The organism is Gordonia metallireducens, from assembly GCF_021245825.1.
Taxonomy (GTDB): Bacteria; Actinomycetota; Actinomycetes; order Mycobacteriales; family Mycobacteriaceae; genus Gordonia; species Gordonia namibiensis.
The window spans coordinates 85,653-100,480 of record NZ_JAJQJP010000024.1; the positions used below are offsets into that span (position 1 = coordinate 85,653).

Annotated in this window: 13 protein-coding genes; 4 read left to right on the forward strand and 9 right to left on the reverse strand. The window is 69.8% G+C overall.

Annotation, left to right across the window (positions count from 1 at the left end; genetic code table 11):
• Positions 1-248: 248 nt before the first annotated feature.
• A complete protein-coding gene (locus LQD00_RS08325; RefSeq protein WP_232716690.1) occupies positions 249-752 on the forward strand; it encodes an RDD family protein in 504 nt (167 codons plus the stop codon).
• A gap of 182 nt (positions 753-934) precedes the next feature.
• On the opposite strand, the gene LQD00_RS08330 is transcribed toward LQD00_RS08325, so the two are convergent.
• The 6 genes from LQD00_RS08330 to LQD00_RS08355 form a co-directional block, all read right to left on the reverse strand.
• Positions 935-1,678, reverse strand: a complete 744-nt coding sequence (locus LQD00_RS08330) for a DUF4191 domain-containing protein (protein ID WP_006867850.1) — start codon at positions 1,676-1,678, stop codon at positions 935-937.
• Between the two features lie 66 nt (positions 1,679-1,744).
• Positions 1,745-2,857, reverse strand: coding sequence for a lipoyl synthase (gene lipA / locus LQD00_RS08335; protein ID WP_232716691.1), 1,113 nt, complete (start codon positions 2,855-2,857; stop codon positions 1,745-1,747).
• Positions 2,854-3,570 (reverse strand): lipoyl(octanoyl) transferase LipB, encoded by a 717-nt coding sequence (gene lipB, locus LQD00_RS08340; protein WP_232716692.1) that lies wholly within the window; start codon positions 3,568-3,570, stop codon positions 2,854-2,856. The genes lipA and lipB overlap by 4 nt, the downstream gene beginning before the upstream one ends.
• Complete coding sequence (locus tag LQD00_RS08345) at positions 3,567-4,463, reverse strand: TIGR01777 family oxidoreductase (protein WP_232716693.1); 897 nt, start codon at positions 4,461-4,463, stop codon at positions 3,567-3,569. The genes lipB and LQD00_RS08345 overlap by 4 nt, the downstream gene beginning before the upstream one ends.
• A 33-nt stretch (positions 4,464-4,496) precedes the next feature.
• Positions 4,497-6,242 (reverse strand): 2-oxoglutarate dehydrogenase, E2 component, dihydrolipoamide succinyltransferase, encoded by a 1,746-nt coding sequence (sucB, locus tag LQD00_RS08350; RefSeq protein WP_232716694.1) that lies wholly within the window; start codon positions 6,240-6,242, stop codon positions 4,497-4,499.
• A gap of 219 nt (positions 6,243-6,461) precedes the next feature.
• The gene (locus LQD00_RS08355) at positions 6,462-8,015 is read right to left on the reverse strand and encodes a leucyl aminopeptidase (RefSeq protein ID WP_232716695.1); all 1,554 of its coding nucleotides are present in this window, start codon (positions 8,013-8,015) and stop codon (positions 6,462-6,464) included.
• Between the two features lie 88 nt (positions 8,016-8,103).
• Here LQD00_RS08355 and gcvT point away from each other — a divergent pair, with 88 nt between their 5' ends.
• Both gcvT and LQD00_RS08365 read left to right on the forward strand, forming a co-directional pair.
• Complete coding sequence (gcvT, locus tag LQD00_RS08360; RefSeq protein ID WP_232716696.1) at positions 8,104-9,207, forward strand: glycine cleavage system aminomethyltransferase GcvT; 1,104 nt, start codon at positions 8,104-8,106, stop codon at positions 9,205-9,207.
• 87 nt (positions 9,208-9,294) lie between these two features.
• The gene (locus tag LQD00_RS08365; protein ID WP_232716697.1) at positions 9,295-10,401 is read left to right on the forward strand and encodes a branched-chain amino acid aminotransferase; all 1,107 of its coding nucleotides are present in this window, start codon (positions 9,295-9,297) and stop codon (positions 10,399-10,401) included.
• Positions 10,402-10,627: 226 nt separating this feature from the next.
• On the opposite strand, the gene LQD00_RS08370 is transcribed toward LQD00_RS08365, so the two are convergent.
• The 3 genes from LQD00_RS08370 to LQD00_RS08380 are packed head-to-tail and all read right to left on the reverse strand — an operon-like array spanning position 10,628 to position 13,913.
• Positions 10,628-11,413: an adenosylcobinamide-GDP ribazoletransferase gene (locus LQD00_RS08370; protein ID WP_232716698.1), complete on the reverse strand. Its 786-nt coding sequence runs from the start codon at positions 11,411-11,413 to the stop codon at positions 10,628-10,630.
• Between the two features lie 25 nt (positions 11,414-11,438).
• A complete protein-coding gene (gene cobT / locus LQD00_RS08375) occupies positions 11,439-13,226 on the reverse strand; it encodes a nicotinate-nucleotide--dimethylbenzimidazole phosphoribosyltransferase (protein ID WP_232716699.1) in 1,788 nt (595 codons plus the stop codon).
• A 3-nt stretch (positions 13,227-13,229) separates the two neighbouring features.
• On the reverse strand, positions 13,230-13,913 hold the full coding sequence (locus LQD00_RS08380; protein ID WP_119032668.1) for a DUF3043 domain-containing protein: 684 nt from the start codon (positions 13,911-13,913) through the stop codon (positions 13,230-13,232).
• 149 nt (positions 13,914-14,062) lie between these two features.
• On the opposite strand from LQD00_RS08380, the gene LQD00_RS08385 reads away from it, so the two are divergent.
• Positions 14,063-14,828 (forward strand): glycerate kinase family protein (locus LQD00_RS08385; protein WP_232716703.1); only part of this gene is annotated, 766 nt, incomplete at its 3' end.

A 14,828-nucleotide genomic window follows, 5' to 3' on the forward strand; every position in this document is an offset into this window, starting at 1 on the left:
CGGATCTCAGCGGCAACCGTATGGAGGCGAAGTTGCCCAGGCGTCAAGTCCGTGTTTCCCCCGTGTTACACACCCGGTGTTCTTGGCGACACACGGCTCATACCTCGGTGAACGCACTCGGCAGTTCCCACCCTAGCCCGCTGCGGTGACCGGGGAGGGCGGTAGGGGTAACGGCCCCGACTACGATGGACCCCAGTGAACGCCGTGGTCGTCGACGACGCGCCGCGGCCGCGAGAGGAGTCATCACGATGGGACGAGTAACCGGTTCCTGGCTGTCGGGACCGCAGATCGGTCCCGGCGACGGCGTCGACAACGATTACCGCGGTCAGGACCTCGGTCTGCCCGCGTCCGGGCCGGGCTCGCTGGCCACCGGGTGGCCGCGCGTGGCCGGACTCCTCGTCGACTGGCTGATCGCCGGGGGCCTCGCGATCCTCTTCGTCGGGTTCGAGTCCTCTGTCCTGGGCACCACCCAGCTCGGCATCTGGTTCGTCATGGGCGTCTTCGCGGTCTCGCTGTTCGGTTTCACCCCCGGCCAGTTCGCCGTCGGCATGCGCGTGGCCCGCGTCGATTTCGGAGCTGAGCGCAACGCCGCCGAGGCCGCAGGCAAAGAGAGCCCGGCGGCCGTCGGCATCGTGCGGGCGTTCTTCCGTCAGCTGCTGATGGTGTTCCTGGTGCCGGCCCTGATCAACGACTACAACGGTCGCGCCCTGCACGACCGCGCCACCGGAACGGCAATCCTTCGGACCCGCTGAGCCGCAGGCCGAAAACCGCCCCTGAGATGCACACCTGAGATCGGTCCTCCAGCGAACGACGGGCGACGTGACGCCGTCGGCGTAGCTGCGCAGGGTGCTTTCTGGGGGCGGATTTCAGCAACGACGAGAAACCCACGACCCGAGCGGGGTCGTGGGTTTCTTCGTAGGTGGTGGGTTTCGCGTCAGCCGCGACGACGCGCGGTGCGCTGCATGCTCTTCATCTTCGCGTTGCCGGGCAGCGGGCCCTTGGGCATACCGGGGCCGGGGGCCTTGCTGCTGAGTGCGGCGAGACGACCCTCGAGGGTCTCCATGCGCTTGCGGTCGATGTTGCTGGGCAGCTTGTTGATGTGCCGCTCGAGCTTGGACAGCGGGACCTGGCCGTCGTCGTTGCCGACCATGATCTCGTAGATCGGGGTGTCGCCGACGACGCGGGCGGCCTTCTTCTTCTCCTGGTTCAGCAGGGACTTCACGCGGGTGGGGGAGCCCTCACCGACGAGGATCACGCCCGGCTTGCCGATCACGCGGTGCACGGCGTCGAGGTGCGAGGTACCCGAGACGGCCTGGGCGACGCGCCACTGGCCGCGCATGTTGCCCAGCGCCCATCCGGCGGCACCGGGCTGGCCCTCGGCCTTGGTGTAGACGTTCTTCTGCACACGACGGCCGAACAGGATGAACGCGCCGAGCACACCCAGCACGACGCCGAGCGGGATCAGCAGCCACGGCGAGCCCAGCAGGAAGCCGAGTCCGGTGAACACGGCGATGGACAGGACGATCACACCCACCATGTAGGGGATGAGTCGCTTGTCTTCCTTGCGCTGCATCTGGAACGCCTGCCACAACTGCTGGCGCCGTTCCTTCGATGCAGCCTTGCGGGCCTGCTTCTTAGCGGCCTTTGCTTCCTTGCTCACGGACTGCGCCTTTGCCATACGGCCAGTTTACGTCCGGTCGTCTGGTGACCTGCCGCATGGTCGGCAAGCGGGGTGCGGGCGCGGTCAGCGCGCGAGGCGGGCCATCAGGCTGGACGCCTCCTGGCTGGCCGAACCCTCGGCGGCGAGATGCGCCAGGGCGGGCGAGATCTCCCGGCCGTGATGGGCCATGGCCTGCGCGTACAGACGCCCCGCACGGTAGGACGAGCGCACCAGCGGCCCGGCCATGACTCCGGCGAAGCCGATCTCCTGGGCGAACTCCGAATGGTCGACGAACTCCTCCGGCTTGACCCACCGCTCGACGGGATGGTGCCGCGGCGAGGGACGCAGGTACTGGGTGATCGTCAGGATGTCGCAACCGGCCTCGTGGAGGTCGATGATCGCCGACTGCACCTCTTCGGGGGTCTCGCCCATCCCGAGGATCAGGTTCGACTTGGTCACCAGGCCGAAATCGCGAGCGGCCGTGATGACCTCGAGGGAGCGCTCGTACCGGAACGCCGGACGGATGCGCTTGAAGATGCGGGGCACCGTCTCGAGGTTGTGGGCCAGCACCTCGGGCCGGGCCTCGAAGACCTCGGCCAGCAGATCGGGCTTGGCGTGGAAGTCCGGGATCAGGTTCTCGACGCCGGTGCCGGGGTTGAGCCGGTGGATGGCGCGGACGGTCTCGGCGTAGAGCCACGCACCCTCGTCGGGTAGGTCGTCACGGGCGACGCCGGTGATCGTCGAGTAGCGCAGACCCATGGCCTGGACGCTCTCGGCGACGCGACGCGGCTCGTCACGGTCGAGTTCGGCAGGCTTACCGGTGTCGATCTGGCAGAAGTCGCAGCGTCGGGTGCACTGCTCGCCGCCGATCAGGAAGGTGGCCTCGCGGTCTTCCCAGCATTCGTAAATGTTGGGGCAGCCGGCCTCTTCGCAGACGGTGTGCAGGCCCTCGCGCTTGACGAGTCCCTTGAGTTCGGTGAACTCCGGGCCCATCGTCGCGCGGGTCTTGATCCAGCTGGGCTTGCGCTCGATCGGGGTCTGCGCGTTGCGCACCTCGAGGCGCAGCAGCTTGCGGCCCTCGGGAGCGGGCGAGGCGGGAGCGCTGCTCTGAGGTGCGGGGGTCTTCGGTGCGGGTGCCGAGGCCGGGGGTGTGGCGTCGGGGGCACCGGGTCCGGGGGTGAGGGGGGACGCGGTCACCGGACCGATCCTACGCTCGCTGTCGCGGGCCCCTCGGACGCCGTCGGAGCGGCCTCCCGCGGGGTGTCCAGGGCGTCGAGCACGGCGGCCGCGACGGTGTCGAGAAGAGAGGCGACCGAGATCGGTTGTGCCAGTTCACGCGACAGCGAGGTGACGCCGGCGTCGGCGATCCCGCACGGCACGATGGCCTCGAAGGCCGACATGTCCGGGTCGATGTTGAGTGCGAACCCGTGCAGCGCGACGCCGCGTGCGACGCGGATGCCGATCTGGCCGAGCTTGCGCTCACCCGCGTCGTCGACGATCCACACGCCCGAACGTCCTTCGACGCGTCCGGTGGTGACGCCGAGGCCGGCGCACACGGAGATGAGAGCGCTCTCGAGGCGTCGTACGTATTCGACGACGTCGAGCGGCTCGGTGAGCTTCACGATCGGGTAGCCGACGAGCTGTCCCGGTCCGTGCCAGGTGATCCGGCCGCCGCGGTCGACGTCGATGACGGGTGCGCCGTTGGTGGGGCGGTCGGCGTCCTCGGTGCGTTTGCCCGCGGTGTAGGTCGACGGGTGTTCGAGCAGGAGGAGCACGTCGTGGTCGAGGGTGCCGTCGGCACGCTCGGTGGCGAGCCGGTGCTGCATCTCGTAGGCATCGCGGTAGTCGACGGTGCCCAGGTGCCGGACCTCGACAGGTGTCGAGTCGGCGCGGACGGAACGGTGGGTCATGTTGCCGGCTTCATCGCGTAGGCCAGGGCCTCGCGGATCTCGGGGTGGTTGAACGTGAATCCGTGGTCGGTGAGCACGTGGGGTTCAACGCGTTGACTGAACAGAATCATTTCCTCGGCCATCTCGCCGCCGACGCGGCGTGCCACGAACTCGGGCACCTGCATCACGGCGGGCCGGTGCACGGCCTTGCCGAGGGCCTTGCAGAACTCGCGGAAGGGCAGCGAACCGGGGGCGCTCAGGTTGACCGGGCCGGCGATGTCGGGGGAATCGAGGAGGAACTCGATCGCCCGCACCTCGTCGATGAGGCTGATCCAGGAGAAGTACTGCTTGCCGTTGCCGATCGGGCCGCCGAGGCCGAGCTTGAACAGCGGACGGAGTTTGCCGAGCAGACCGCCCTGCGAACTGAGGACCGGTGCGGTCCGGAGCAACACGACGCGGGTGTCGGGGCCGACGTTGGTGGTCGCGGCCTTCTCCCAGTCGACGACCAGCTCGGCGAGGAAACCCTCACCGGGGCCGTCGGTTTCGACCGCGGCCCGGGTTCCGGTGTCGCCGTAGTAACCGGTGGCGCTGGCGCTGATGAAGGTCGGGATGCCGAGGTCGCGCACCGCCTCGGCGAGAACCTCGGTCGGCGTGATGCGGGAGTCGCGCAACTCCTGCTTGAACCGGCCGGTCCACCGGCCGTTGCCGACGCCGACGCCGCCGAGCGAGACCACCGCGTCGACACCGTCGAGACTCTCCGCCGGCATCCCGATGGTCTCGGGATCCCAACTGAACTCGTCGTCGGCGAGTGCCTCGCGGCGGACCAGACGGATGACCGTGTGGCCCGCCGCGCGCAGCGAGTTGACCAGGGCGTTCCCGATGAGGCCCTGTGAACCTGCGACGGCTATGCGCATCGCTTGCCTCGGCGTCGTCGGCTCGGCGGTTGCCTAGAGACCCAGGTCCGCGGCGAACGTGGCCTCTTCGAGGCGCTTCTTCACGGTGGTGAGGAAGCGGCCCGCGTCGGCACCGTCGATGAGGCGGTGATCGTAGGTCAGCGGCAGGTACGACATCGACCGCACCGCGATCGACTCCGAACCGTCCTCGTCGGTGATGACGACCGGACGCTTGACGATCGCACCGGTGCCCAGCATCGCCGCCTGCGGCGGGACCAGGATCGGGGTGTCGAACAGCGCGCCCTGGCTACCGATGTTGGTGATGGTGAAGGTGCCACCGGCGAGCTCGTCGGGCTTGAGGCCGTTGGAGCGTGCACGCGCCGCGATGTCGGCGATGGCGCGGGCGAGGCCGGCCACCGACAGGTCGTCGGCGTTGTGGATGACCGGCGACAGCAGACCCTGCGGGGTGTCGACGGCGATACCGAGGTGCACCTTGTCGTAGTAGGTGATCTCCTTGGCGTCCTCGTCGATCGACGCGTTGACGTTCGGGTGCGCCTTCAGCGCCTCGACGACCGCCTTGGCGATGAACGGCAGGAAGGTCAGGTTGACACCCTCGGACGCCTTGAAGCCGTCCTTGGCCGCCTTGCGGAGGCTGACGATCTTGCTCATGTCGACCTCGAACACCTGCGTGAGCTGAGCGGACTGCTGCAGCGACTCGCGGGTCTTCTTGGCGGTGATCTGGCGGATCCGGTTGATCTTCTGGGTGGTACCGCGCAGCTCGGCGAGCTCGGGACGGATCTCCGGCGAGGCCGACGACGACGAGGCAGACGCGGCGGCGGCCGGCTCGGCCTTCTTCTCCGCTGCGGCGGCCGGCTTCTTGGCGGCCTCGGCCGCGGCCAGCACGTCCTGCTTGCGGATACGACCACCGACGCCGGTGCCCTTGATCGAGTTCAGGTCGATGTTGTTCTCCGCGGCCAGCTTGCGCACCAGCGGGGTCACGTACGGGGTCGACTCGACCGTCGGCGGGTCCGACTTGGCGGGGGCCTGCGCCTTCGGCTCTTCCTTGGGCTCGGGCTTCGGTTCCGGCTTGGACTCTTCCTTCGGCTCTTCCTTGGCCTCCGGCTCGGGCTCGGGCTCCGGCTCCGGCTCGGGCTCCTTCTTGGACGGCGCGGCCGAGGCGTCACCGATGACGGCCAGCTTGCCGCCGACCTCGACGACGTCGTCTTCCTGGGCGAGGATCTCGAGCAGGGTGCCGGCGACCGGCGAGGGGATCTCGGTGTCGACCTTGTCGGTGGAGACCTCGAGCAGCGGTTCGTCGGCGGCGACCTCGTCGCCGACGGCCTTGAGCCAGTTGGTCACCGTTCCTTCGGTGACGGACTCGCCGAGCTCGGGCATCAGGACGTCAGTGCCCTCGGCCGAACCGGAACCGGTGTCGGCGGTGGGCTTCTCGGCGGGTGCCTCTTCCTCGGTGGACGGCTCCTCGGCCGCCTCCTCGGGTTCGGGCTCGGGGGCGGCCTCGGTGGGCTCGTCGCCACCGGCCGAATCGTCCGAGCCGGCCTCGTCGGCGTCGCCGATCAGTGCGAGTTCGCCACCGACCTCGACGACGTCGTCTTCCTGGGCGAGGATCTTGGTCAGCACACCCGAGGTGGGGGCGGGGATCTCCGTGTCGACCTTGTCGGTCGACACCTCGAGCAAGGGCTCGTCGGCCTCAACGGTGTCGCCCTCCTCCTTCAGCCACCGGGTGACTGTCCCCTCGGTGACACTTTCACCAAGGGCGGGCATCTGGACGGAGAAGGCCATCGTTGTGAACTCCTGAACTCGACGTGGTGGTCTGTAGGGGGTGGCCCGTCGGTGTGTGCTCCGTGGGCACGGGGGTGGGAAGCGGTCGGGGGGACCGCCGAGACGGGTGGCGGATCAGCCACTCGTCCCCGCGGATCACCCTACCCGTACGCCGCTTGGTGGACCGGATTCGGCTCGTACTCGCGGGTAACGATTCTCAACCGTCGCCGGCATGACATGTCAGCCGTTGGCCGCGATGTCCTCGAGGACGGCTGCGATCGTGCGGACGGGTACGCCCGTGCCGCCCTTGGTGGTGTAGCCCCACGGGCCGCCGGTGTTGAATGCCGGTCCGGCGATGTCGATGTGGGCCCACTGCACGTCCTCCGGCACGAACTCCCTGAGGAAGATGCCCGCGGCGAGCATGCCGCCCCAACGGTGCGGGGTGACGTTGGCGAGGTCGGCGACCCGGGACTTGAGGTCTGCGCGCAGCTCGGCGGGCAGCGGCATGGCCCAGGCGTTCTCGCCGACGTCGGCCGACCGGGAGGCGACCCGGTCGCGGAACTCGTCGGTGCCCATGACGCCCGGGGTGCGGGTGCCGAGCGCGACCATCTGAGCACCGGTCAGGGTGGCGGTGTCGATGAGATAGTCGGGGTCGTCCTCGGCCGCGCGCACGATCGCGTCGGCGAGGATCAGCCGGCCTTCGGCGTCGGTGTTGAGGACCTCGACCGTGCGTCCGCCGTACTGGGTCAGCACGTCGCCGGGACGCTGGGCCGTCGACGAGGGCATGTTCTCGGCCATCGGCACGGTCGCGGTGACCGAGACGTCGAGGTCGAGGCGGGCGGCGAGGATGGTCGCGGCGATGACCGCGGCCGCACCGCCCATGTCCGAGGTCATCTGGTCCATGTTCGCGGCCGGCTTGATGGAGATGCCGCCGGTGTCGAAGGTGATGCCCTTGCCGACGAGGGCGACCTTCTTGGTCGCCTTCTTGCCGGCGTGGGTCAGGCGCACGAGGCGGGGGAGACGCGAGGAGCCCTTGCCGACGCCGATGATGCCGCCGTAACCCTGCGCCTCGAGTTCCTTGTCGTCGAGGATCTCGACCTTCAGGCCGGCCTTCGACCCGAGTGTGCGGGCGCGGGCCGCGAACTCCTCCGGGAACAGGTGGCTGGGCGGGGTGTTGACGAAGTCGCGGGCGATGGCGACCGAATCGGCGACCGCGATCGCGCGGTCGAGTTCGGCCTTGGCCTCCTTGGACTTCGACTCCACCAGCAGGGTGATGTGTTGCGGCGGTGTCTTCTTCGGCTTCGACGACTCCGAGCGGAACTCGTCGAACCGGTACGCGCCGAGGAACAGGCCCTCCGCGGCGGCGGCGAGGTCGACGGACGAGAGGGTGGTCGCGACCGACTCGAGGCCGTCGAGTTCGCGGACGACGATGCCGGCGGCCTGACGGACCTGGTCGGCGTCGTCGAGGTTGTCGGCGTCGCCGAGGCCGACCGCGACGACGAGGTCGACGGGCAGCGACTCGGGTGCGGCGAGGCGGGTGACCTCGCCGTGCTTCCCGGTGGCGCCGAGGGCCGTCAGCGCGGAGGTGATCGCCGCGGCCTGGGCGTCGTCGAGCACGCCGTCGCCGATGGCGAGCGTCGGCTCGGCGGTGGACTCATCCTTGCCGTCGGCCTTCTCGTCGCCGTCCGGCGCGCTGATCAGGCCGATGACCAGGGCGGCGTCGCCCTTGCCGATCGAGGTGGACAGGTCGAATTCGGGGCCGCGTACGCGGTCGACGGTGTCGTTCTTGCTCACCCGCTCAACTCTGCCACAGCGCGCCGGATGTCGGCGGCGACCGCGGGACCGGCCCGGCCGGCGGGTGCGGCCCGATACCGTGTGGGCCATGAGTGAACTCCTCGCCGGCCCCATCGCCGACCGTCACGCCGCCCTCGGTGCGAGTTTCGCCGAGTTCGGCGGCTGGAACATGCCGGTGTCCTATGCGGGCACCGTCGCCGAGCACACCGCGGTCCGCGAGGCCGTGGCGATCTTCGACGTCAGCCACCTCGGCAAGGCGCTGGTGTCGGGTCCCGGGGCCGCCGCGTTCGTGAACTCGACCCTCACCAACGATCTCGGCAAGATCGTTCCCGGGAAGGCGCAGTACACGCTGTGCTGCAACGAATCCGGTGGTGTCGTCGACGACCTCATCACCTATCTCGTGAGCGACGACGAGGTGTTCCTGGTCCCCAACGCCGCGAACACCGCGAGCGTCGTCGCGCAGATGTCGGCCGTTGCGCCCGACGGGATCTCGATCACCGACCAGCACCGCGACTTCGCGGTCTTCGCCGTGCAGGGCCCGCGCTCGCCGGAGGTCCTCGAAGGACTCGGCCTGCCCGCCGACATGGAGTACATGGCGTTCGCCGACGCCGAGCTCTCCACCGCCGACGGCGACAAGCCGGTCCGCGTGTGCCGCACCGGATACACCGGTGAACGCGGCTACGAGATCCTGCCCCGCTGGGACGACGCCGGCGCGGTCTTCGACGTGCTGCTCGAGGCGATCACCGCGGCAGGTGGGCAGGCAGCCGGACTCGGTGCCCGCGACACCCTGCGCACCGAGATGGGTTACGCCCTGCACGGCCACGAACTCAGCCCGGAGATCACCCCGGTCCAGGCGCGGTCGAGCTGGGCGGTCGGCTGGGACAAGCCGTCGTTCTTCGGACGCGACGCCCTACTCGCCGAGAAGGAGGCCGGTCCGGCGCGTCGCCTCTACGGACTGAAGGCCACCGGCCGCGGCGTGCCGCGCGCCGACTGTGCGGTCAAGCTGGGGGACACGGAGATCGGGGTGTGCACCTCGGGCACGTTCTCGCCGACCCTCAAGCAGGGAATCGCGCTCGCGCTGCTGGACACCGCGTCGGGAATCAAGAAGGGCGATCAGGTGGTCGTCGACGTGCGTGGGCGAGATCTCCCGTGCGAGGTCGTCATCCCGCCGTTCGTGCCCTCGCACGTGTGACCGCGATGTGACGCAGGTCCATGGGCCGCCTCACACGCATCGGACGGCCGCGGAAATGCTTTTGCGGCCAGCGGTACCATGGGCCCCATGACCTTGGAGTTCAACCGTACCGAGCATCCCCATCCGGTGTCGGAGAACCGTCGCGCGGAGATTCTCTCCGCCCCGGGATTCGGCCGCCACTTCACCGACAACATGGTGATGGTGGACTACGACGCGGACAAGGGCTGGCACAACGCGCAGGTACGGCCGTACGGACCGATCGCACTGGATCCCTCGGCGATGGTCCTGCATTACGGTCAAGAGGTCTTCGAGGGTCTCAAGGCCTACCGTCAGCCCGACGGTTCGATCGCCGCGTTCCGCCCGGAGGCCAACGCGGAGCGGATGCAGCGCAGCGCCGAGCGTCTCGCCATGCCGGCACTCCCGATCGAGGACTTCATCGGATCGCTGAAGGCTCTGCTCGACGCCGACAACGCGTGGGTTCCGCCGGCCGGCGGTGAGGAGTCGCTGTACCTGCGGCCCTTCATGTTCGCCTCGCAGGCGGGTCTCGGTGTCAATGCGCCGTCGTCGCAGTACATCTACTCCGTCATCGCCTCGCCGGCCGGCGCCTACTTCTCCGGCGGCATCAAGCCTGTCAGCGTGTGGCTCTCCACCGAGTACGTGCGCGCCGCTCCGGGTGGCACCGGCTTCGCCAAGTGCGGCGGCAACTACGCCGCGGCCTTCCTGGCGCAGCGTCAGGCCACCGAGCAGGGCTGCGATCAGGTCGTCTGGCTCGACGCGATCGAACGCCGCTACATCGAGGAAATGGGCGGCATGAACCTGTTCTTCGTGTTCGGCTCCGGCGCCGACGCCCGCCTCGTGACCCCGGAACTGTCGGGTTCGCTCCTCCCGGGCATCACCCGCTCGTCGCTGCTGACGCTGGCCACCGACGCCGGCTTCGCGGTCGAGGAACGCAAGATCACCACCGAGGAACTCCGCAAGGGCGTCGCCTCGGGCGACATCACCGAGGTCTTCGCCTGTGGCACCGCCGCGGTGATCACCCCGGTCGGTCACGTCAAGGGCGTGGGCGAGGACTACACGATCAACAACGGTCAGACCGGTGAGATCACCCAGGCCCTCCGCGACACCCTCACGGGCATCCAGCGTGGCACCTTCGCCGACACCCACGGGTGGATGACGGAGCTCTACCGAGCCTGAGCAAGACGCACTCAGGCCGGGCCACCCGGTTGGTGCCTGAGTGCGAGGAGCGTAATCGACGAGCCACGAAAGGCTTGGTGACATGACGTCGCCGGCCCTTCGTGGCTCGCTGCGCTCGCACCTCAGGGAGCAGAGGGTCGCGCTCGCACCTCGGGGAGCAGAGGGGTCGCGCTCGCGGCTCAGGGAGCAGGGCGGGGTCCCGCTCGCGCAAGGGATCTCCGAATCGTCAGACCAGCAGTCCGACGAGCGCGACGGCGACGCCTAGTTCGATGGTCGCCCCCAGGACGTCGCCGTTGAGCCCGCCCATGCGGCGTGCGCAGTGCCGTGTGAACGCCCACGCGAACACCACGACCGCGAGGACGACGACGAGCGCCTGTACCACCGCGGCTACGTCGAACCCGTTGTCGTGCAGTCCGATCGGCACCGTGGCTGCGGCGGCGACCAGGCACCACACCGGGATCGAGACCCGCTGCGTACCGGCGACGAGGGCGCCGAAGCCGTTCGGGTGAGCGGGGGAGATGGATCGTCGGGTGCCGACCACGGCTCCCAGCCGACCCAGGGCGATGGCGAAAGCGAGCTCGTACCACCGTGATTCGCCGACAAGGTCGGTCGACCCGGCGGCCTGTACCCCGAGTGTGAGGACGAGGGTCGCCACGCCGAACGGACCGACGGTCCCGCTGCGCATCACCTCGGCGATCCGCTCCGGCGGGCCGTAACAACCGAGTCCGTCGGCGGTGTCGGCCAGGCCGTCGAGGTGCATTCCCCGCGTGAGCGCCGCCGCCAGGACGACGACGAGAATGCCGATGAGCGCGGTGGGGAGATCGGTGAACGACAGCCCGAATGCGAGGGCTGCGGCCGCGGCACCCACCACGATGCCGACAACGGGGAGTGCGGACATCACCGCACCGCCCACCGCGCGATCCGGTGGTTGGTCCGGGTCGGTACCCGTGCCGACCGGCAGAACCGTCATCCAGCACAGTGCGGTCCGGACCGCCCGTAGCGGCGAGATCATCGCGCGACCGGACGTGTCATGGGTCTCAGGACGTCTCGGCGGCTTCGGGTACGGCCGAATCGTCGCGGTCAGTTACCCCGGCCTCGGAAAAGGTCGCCATCGAGATGAGGACGTCGGCGGCAGACTGCACGACCGGCAGCGCCAGGACCGCGCCGCTGCCCTCGCCGAGGCGCATCGACAGGTCGAGGACCGGTTCGAGGTCGAGGTGGTCGAGCGCGATCTGATGCGCGGGCTCCACCGAGCGGTGCCCGGCGATCCACCAGCGCGTGGCGCCGGGTGCGAGCTCGTTGGCGACCATCGCGGCCGCGGTGATAACGACACCGTCGAGGATGACCGGCGTGCGGCGGAGCGCGGCCTGCGCGAGGAAGCCCGCGGTGGCCGTCAGGTCGGCGCCCCCGACGGCGGCGAGGAGGGCAAGCGGGTCGTGCACGACCTTGCGGGCGCGGCGCATGCCGTCGCGGATCGCGGCGGTCTTGCGCATCCAGCCGTGGTCGTCGACACCCGTTCCGCGGCCGACGATCTCGACCGGTTCGCGGCGCGTGAGCGCACCGATGAGGACGGTGGCGGGGGTGGTGTTGCCGATGCCCATCTCGCCGGCGATCAGCAGGTCGCTGCCCGAGTCGACGAGCCGGTCGGCGATCGCGCGACCGGCGGCCAGCGCGGCGCGGGCCTCGGCGAGGGTGATGGAGTCGGTGGTGCGCAGGTCCTCGCTGCTGCGGCGGACCTTGAAGGTCGACAGATGGGGCGCGGTGTGGGCGTCGACGGACATGTCGACGACCGTCACCGAAGCACCGACGCGGGCAGCCATGACGTTGACCGCGGCGCCGCCGGACTCGATGTTGGCGACCATCTGCGCGGTCACCTCGGGCGGGAACGCCGAGACGCCGCCGCGGGCGACGCCGTGATCGCCGGCGAAGACGACGACGCTCGGCGAGGTGATCGGCGCGGGCGGACACTGGCCCTGGCACGCGGAGATCCAGACCCCGATCTCCTCGAGGCGACCCAGCGAACCCGGCGGCTTGGTGAGCGTCTTCTGGCGCTCGCGGGCCTCGAAGGCGACCGCCTCGCTCGGGGGAGTGATCGGGTCGAAGACCTCGGCGTCGGTGGGATCGGGGAGCTCGCCGTCGGTCGTGACGGGTGTCGGCTCGGCGACCGGTCCGGGCGTGACCGGGGCGGGGGTCGCCACCGGTGCTGTCGTGACCGGCGCGGGGGCGGGAGCGGGCGGACCGGACTGTGCCGCGGAAACCGGTGCGCCGGTGTGATCTTCGACGGACGAGCCGGGCAGGTCGAGCACGCGGCCGGCGACCACGAGGGACACCCGGTCGCAGGCCTGTGCCACCGCGGAGTTCAGGATGCCGAGCAGGTCCTGGAACAACCGGCCGGCCGGCGTCGGGGGAACCAGGGACAGGCCGACCTCGGAACTGATCAGCACCACGTCGGCGCTCATCGCCCGCAGCGCGTCGCAGAGCTCGGTGATGTCGGCGTCGAGGTCGATCTCCGAACCGGAGTCCCAACCGTCGACGGCGTCGATCCGCGCGGTGAGCCAGCTGCCGAGGTCGTCGATCAGGGCCGGGATGTCGGGTGCCGCGCGGAGGGCCGCGGCGAGATCGGTGGTCTCGATCGTGGTGTAGCGGGCGTCCCGGCGCTGCTTGTGGGTGTTGACCCGTGCCGTCCACTCGGCGTCGGTCGTGGTCACCGGACCGGTGGCCAGGTATCGGATCTGCTGATGCGCCCGAAGCAACGACTCGCCGTATGCGGATTTACCCGAACGCACACCGCCCAGGACGAGTGTGCGCATAGCGCGATCGGCCATCGATCAGACTTCGTCGCCGCGCGACACCGAGGGCTTGGGTGCACGCATCTTCCGCAGCTGCATCGCACGGGTGAAGGCGTACCAGCCGAGCTTGAAGCCGCCGTCCTGCGAGTCCGGATAACGTTCGGCGACACGGCGATTCACGAGACGACCGAGGATGAAACCGTCGACGGCCATCAGGACGACGAAGGCCACGAGGATCAGGTTGGTGAGCCCGGCTGCCTGCGGGACCATGAACATCAGCACGATCAGCAGGATCGCGAACGGCATGAACAGGCCGGCGAAGTTGCGGCGCGCGTCGACGATGTCGCGGGTGTAGCGACGGACCGGGCCCTTGTCGCGGGGCATGAGGTAGGCCTCGTCGCCCTCCATCATCCGCTCACGCTGCTCGAGGCGCTTGGCGCGGCGCTCCGCGGCGAGCTGCTTCTTCTCGTCCTTGGAGAGCGTGTTCTTCAGTTCCTTCTTGCGCGCGCGTGCCTCGGACCGGTTGGTCGGCGGCGGCGCGACAGGCCCACGGCGCTTCTCGGCCTCACGGCGCTTGGGGGTCGGACGGCCCTTTCCGGGGGTGGTCTTGCTGCCCTTGGCCGGCGCGGAGTCCTCGGTGGCCGCGTCGTCGGCGGCGTACGTGGTCACCGTGCTCTCGCCGGATTCCTCCGACGTCTCGTCCTTCTTCCATGGCAGCTTCACGCCTACGAGGGTAGGTGATCGCGGTTGCGGTCGAAACGCGTGGTCGTCGCTTTTCGGTGGACCCTCACCTGCACCCGAATCGGTCGCCCTGCCGGGTGGCGGTGGCGCTCCTATACTTCGTGCTCATGACCCGGGACGGAAGTCGGCGCCTGCACATCCTGATCGCGCCGGATTCCTTCGGCGACACCATGTCCGCCGTCGTGGCCGCGAACGCCATCGCCCGCGGTTGGGCGGCCGCCCGACCCGACGACACCCTCGTCCTCGCACCGCAATCCGACGGAGGGCCGGGATTCGTCGACGTCCTGGCCTCGAGGTTCGGCACCCTCGTCGCCGAGGAGGTGCACGGTCCGCTCGGCGCCGGCGTCACCGCGCACTGGCTCTTCGACGCCGCATCGTCGACCGCTTACGTCGAATGCGCCCAGGCCTGCGGTCTCCACCAGCTGGGCGGCCGGCCGACCCCGCGTACCGCGGTCGCGGCGACAACACACGGCGTCGGCGAACTCGTGGCGGCGGCCCTGGCGCACGGAGCACGACGCCTCGTCGTCGGACTCGGCGGCAGTTCGACCACCGACGGCGGTGCGGGGCTCGTCGACGCACTCGGCGGCCCGGAAGAGGCGCGCGAGCGACTCGCCGGGATCGAGATCGTCGTGGCGTCGGATGTCGAGAACCCCCTGCTCGGTGCGCTGGGTGCGGCCGCGGTGTTCGGGCCGCAGAAGGGGGCCGACCCCGAGACCGTCGAACTCCTGGAGAAGCGCCTCACCGAATGGTCGATCACCTTGAACGAGCTCGCCGGGCGCGACATCACCGCCGACGCCGGTGCCGGTGCCGCGGGTGGGCTCGGCGCCGCGCTCCTCGCGCTGGGCGGCGGGCGCGTGTCCGGGGCGACCGTCGTCGCCGAGGCCACCGACCTCGACG

What these genes read in the sequence shown, in the direction of transcription:
- LQD00_RS08325 (WP_232716690.1), top strand. Translation starts at nt 249, where the DNA reads ATGGGACGAGTAACCGGTTCCTGGCTGTCGGGACCGCAGATCGGTCCC.
- sucB (WP_232716694.1), bottom strand. Translation starts at nt 6,242, where the DNA reads ATGGCCTTCTCCGTCCAGATGCCCGCCCTTGGTGAAAGTGTCACCGAG.
- LQD00_RS08345 (WP_232716693.1), bottom strand. Translation starts at nt 4,463, where the DNA reads ATGCGCATAGCCGTCGCAGGTTCACAGGGCCTCATCGGGAACGCCCTG.
- cobT (WP_232716699.1), bottom strand. Translation starts at nt 13,226, where the DNA reads ATGGCCGATCGCGCTATGCGCACACTCGTCCTGGGCGGTGTGCGTTCG.
- LQD00_RS08330 (WP_006867850.1), bottom strand. Translation starts at nt 1,678, where the DNA reads ATGGCAAAGGCGCAGTCCGTGAGCAAGGAAGCAAAGGCCGCTAAGAAG.
- LQD00_RS08365 (WP_232716697.1), top strand. Translation starts at nt 9,295, where the DNA reads ATGACCTTGGAGTTCAACCGTACCGAGCATCCCCATCCGGTGTCGGAG.
- lipB (WP_232716692.1), bottom strand. Translation starts at nt 3,570, where the DNA reads ATGACCCACCGTTCCGTCCGCGCCGACTCGACACCTGTCGAGGTCCGG.
- gcvT (WP_232716696.1), top strand. Translation starts at nt 8,104, where the DNA reads ATGAGTGAACTCCTCGCCGGCCCCATCGCCGACCGTCACGCCGCCCTC.
- LQD00_RS08370 (WP_232716698.1), bottom strand. Translation starts at nt 11,413, where the DNA reads ATGATCTCGCCGCTACGGGCGGTCCGGACCGCACTGTGCTGGATGACG.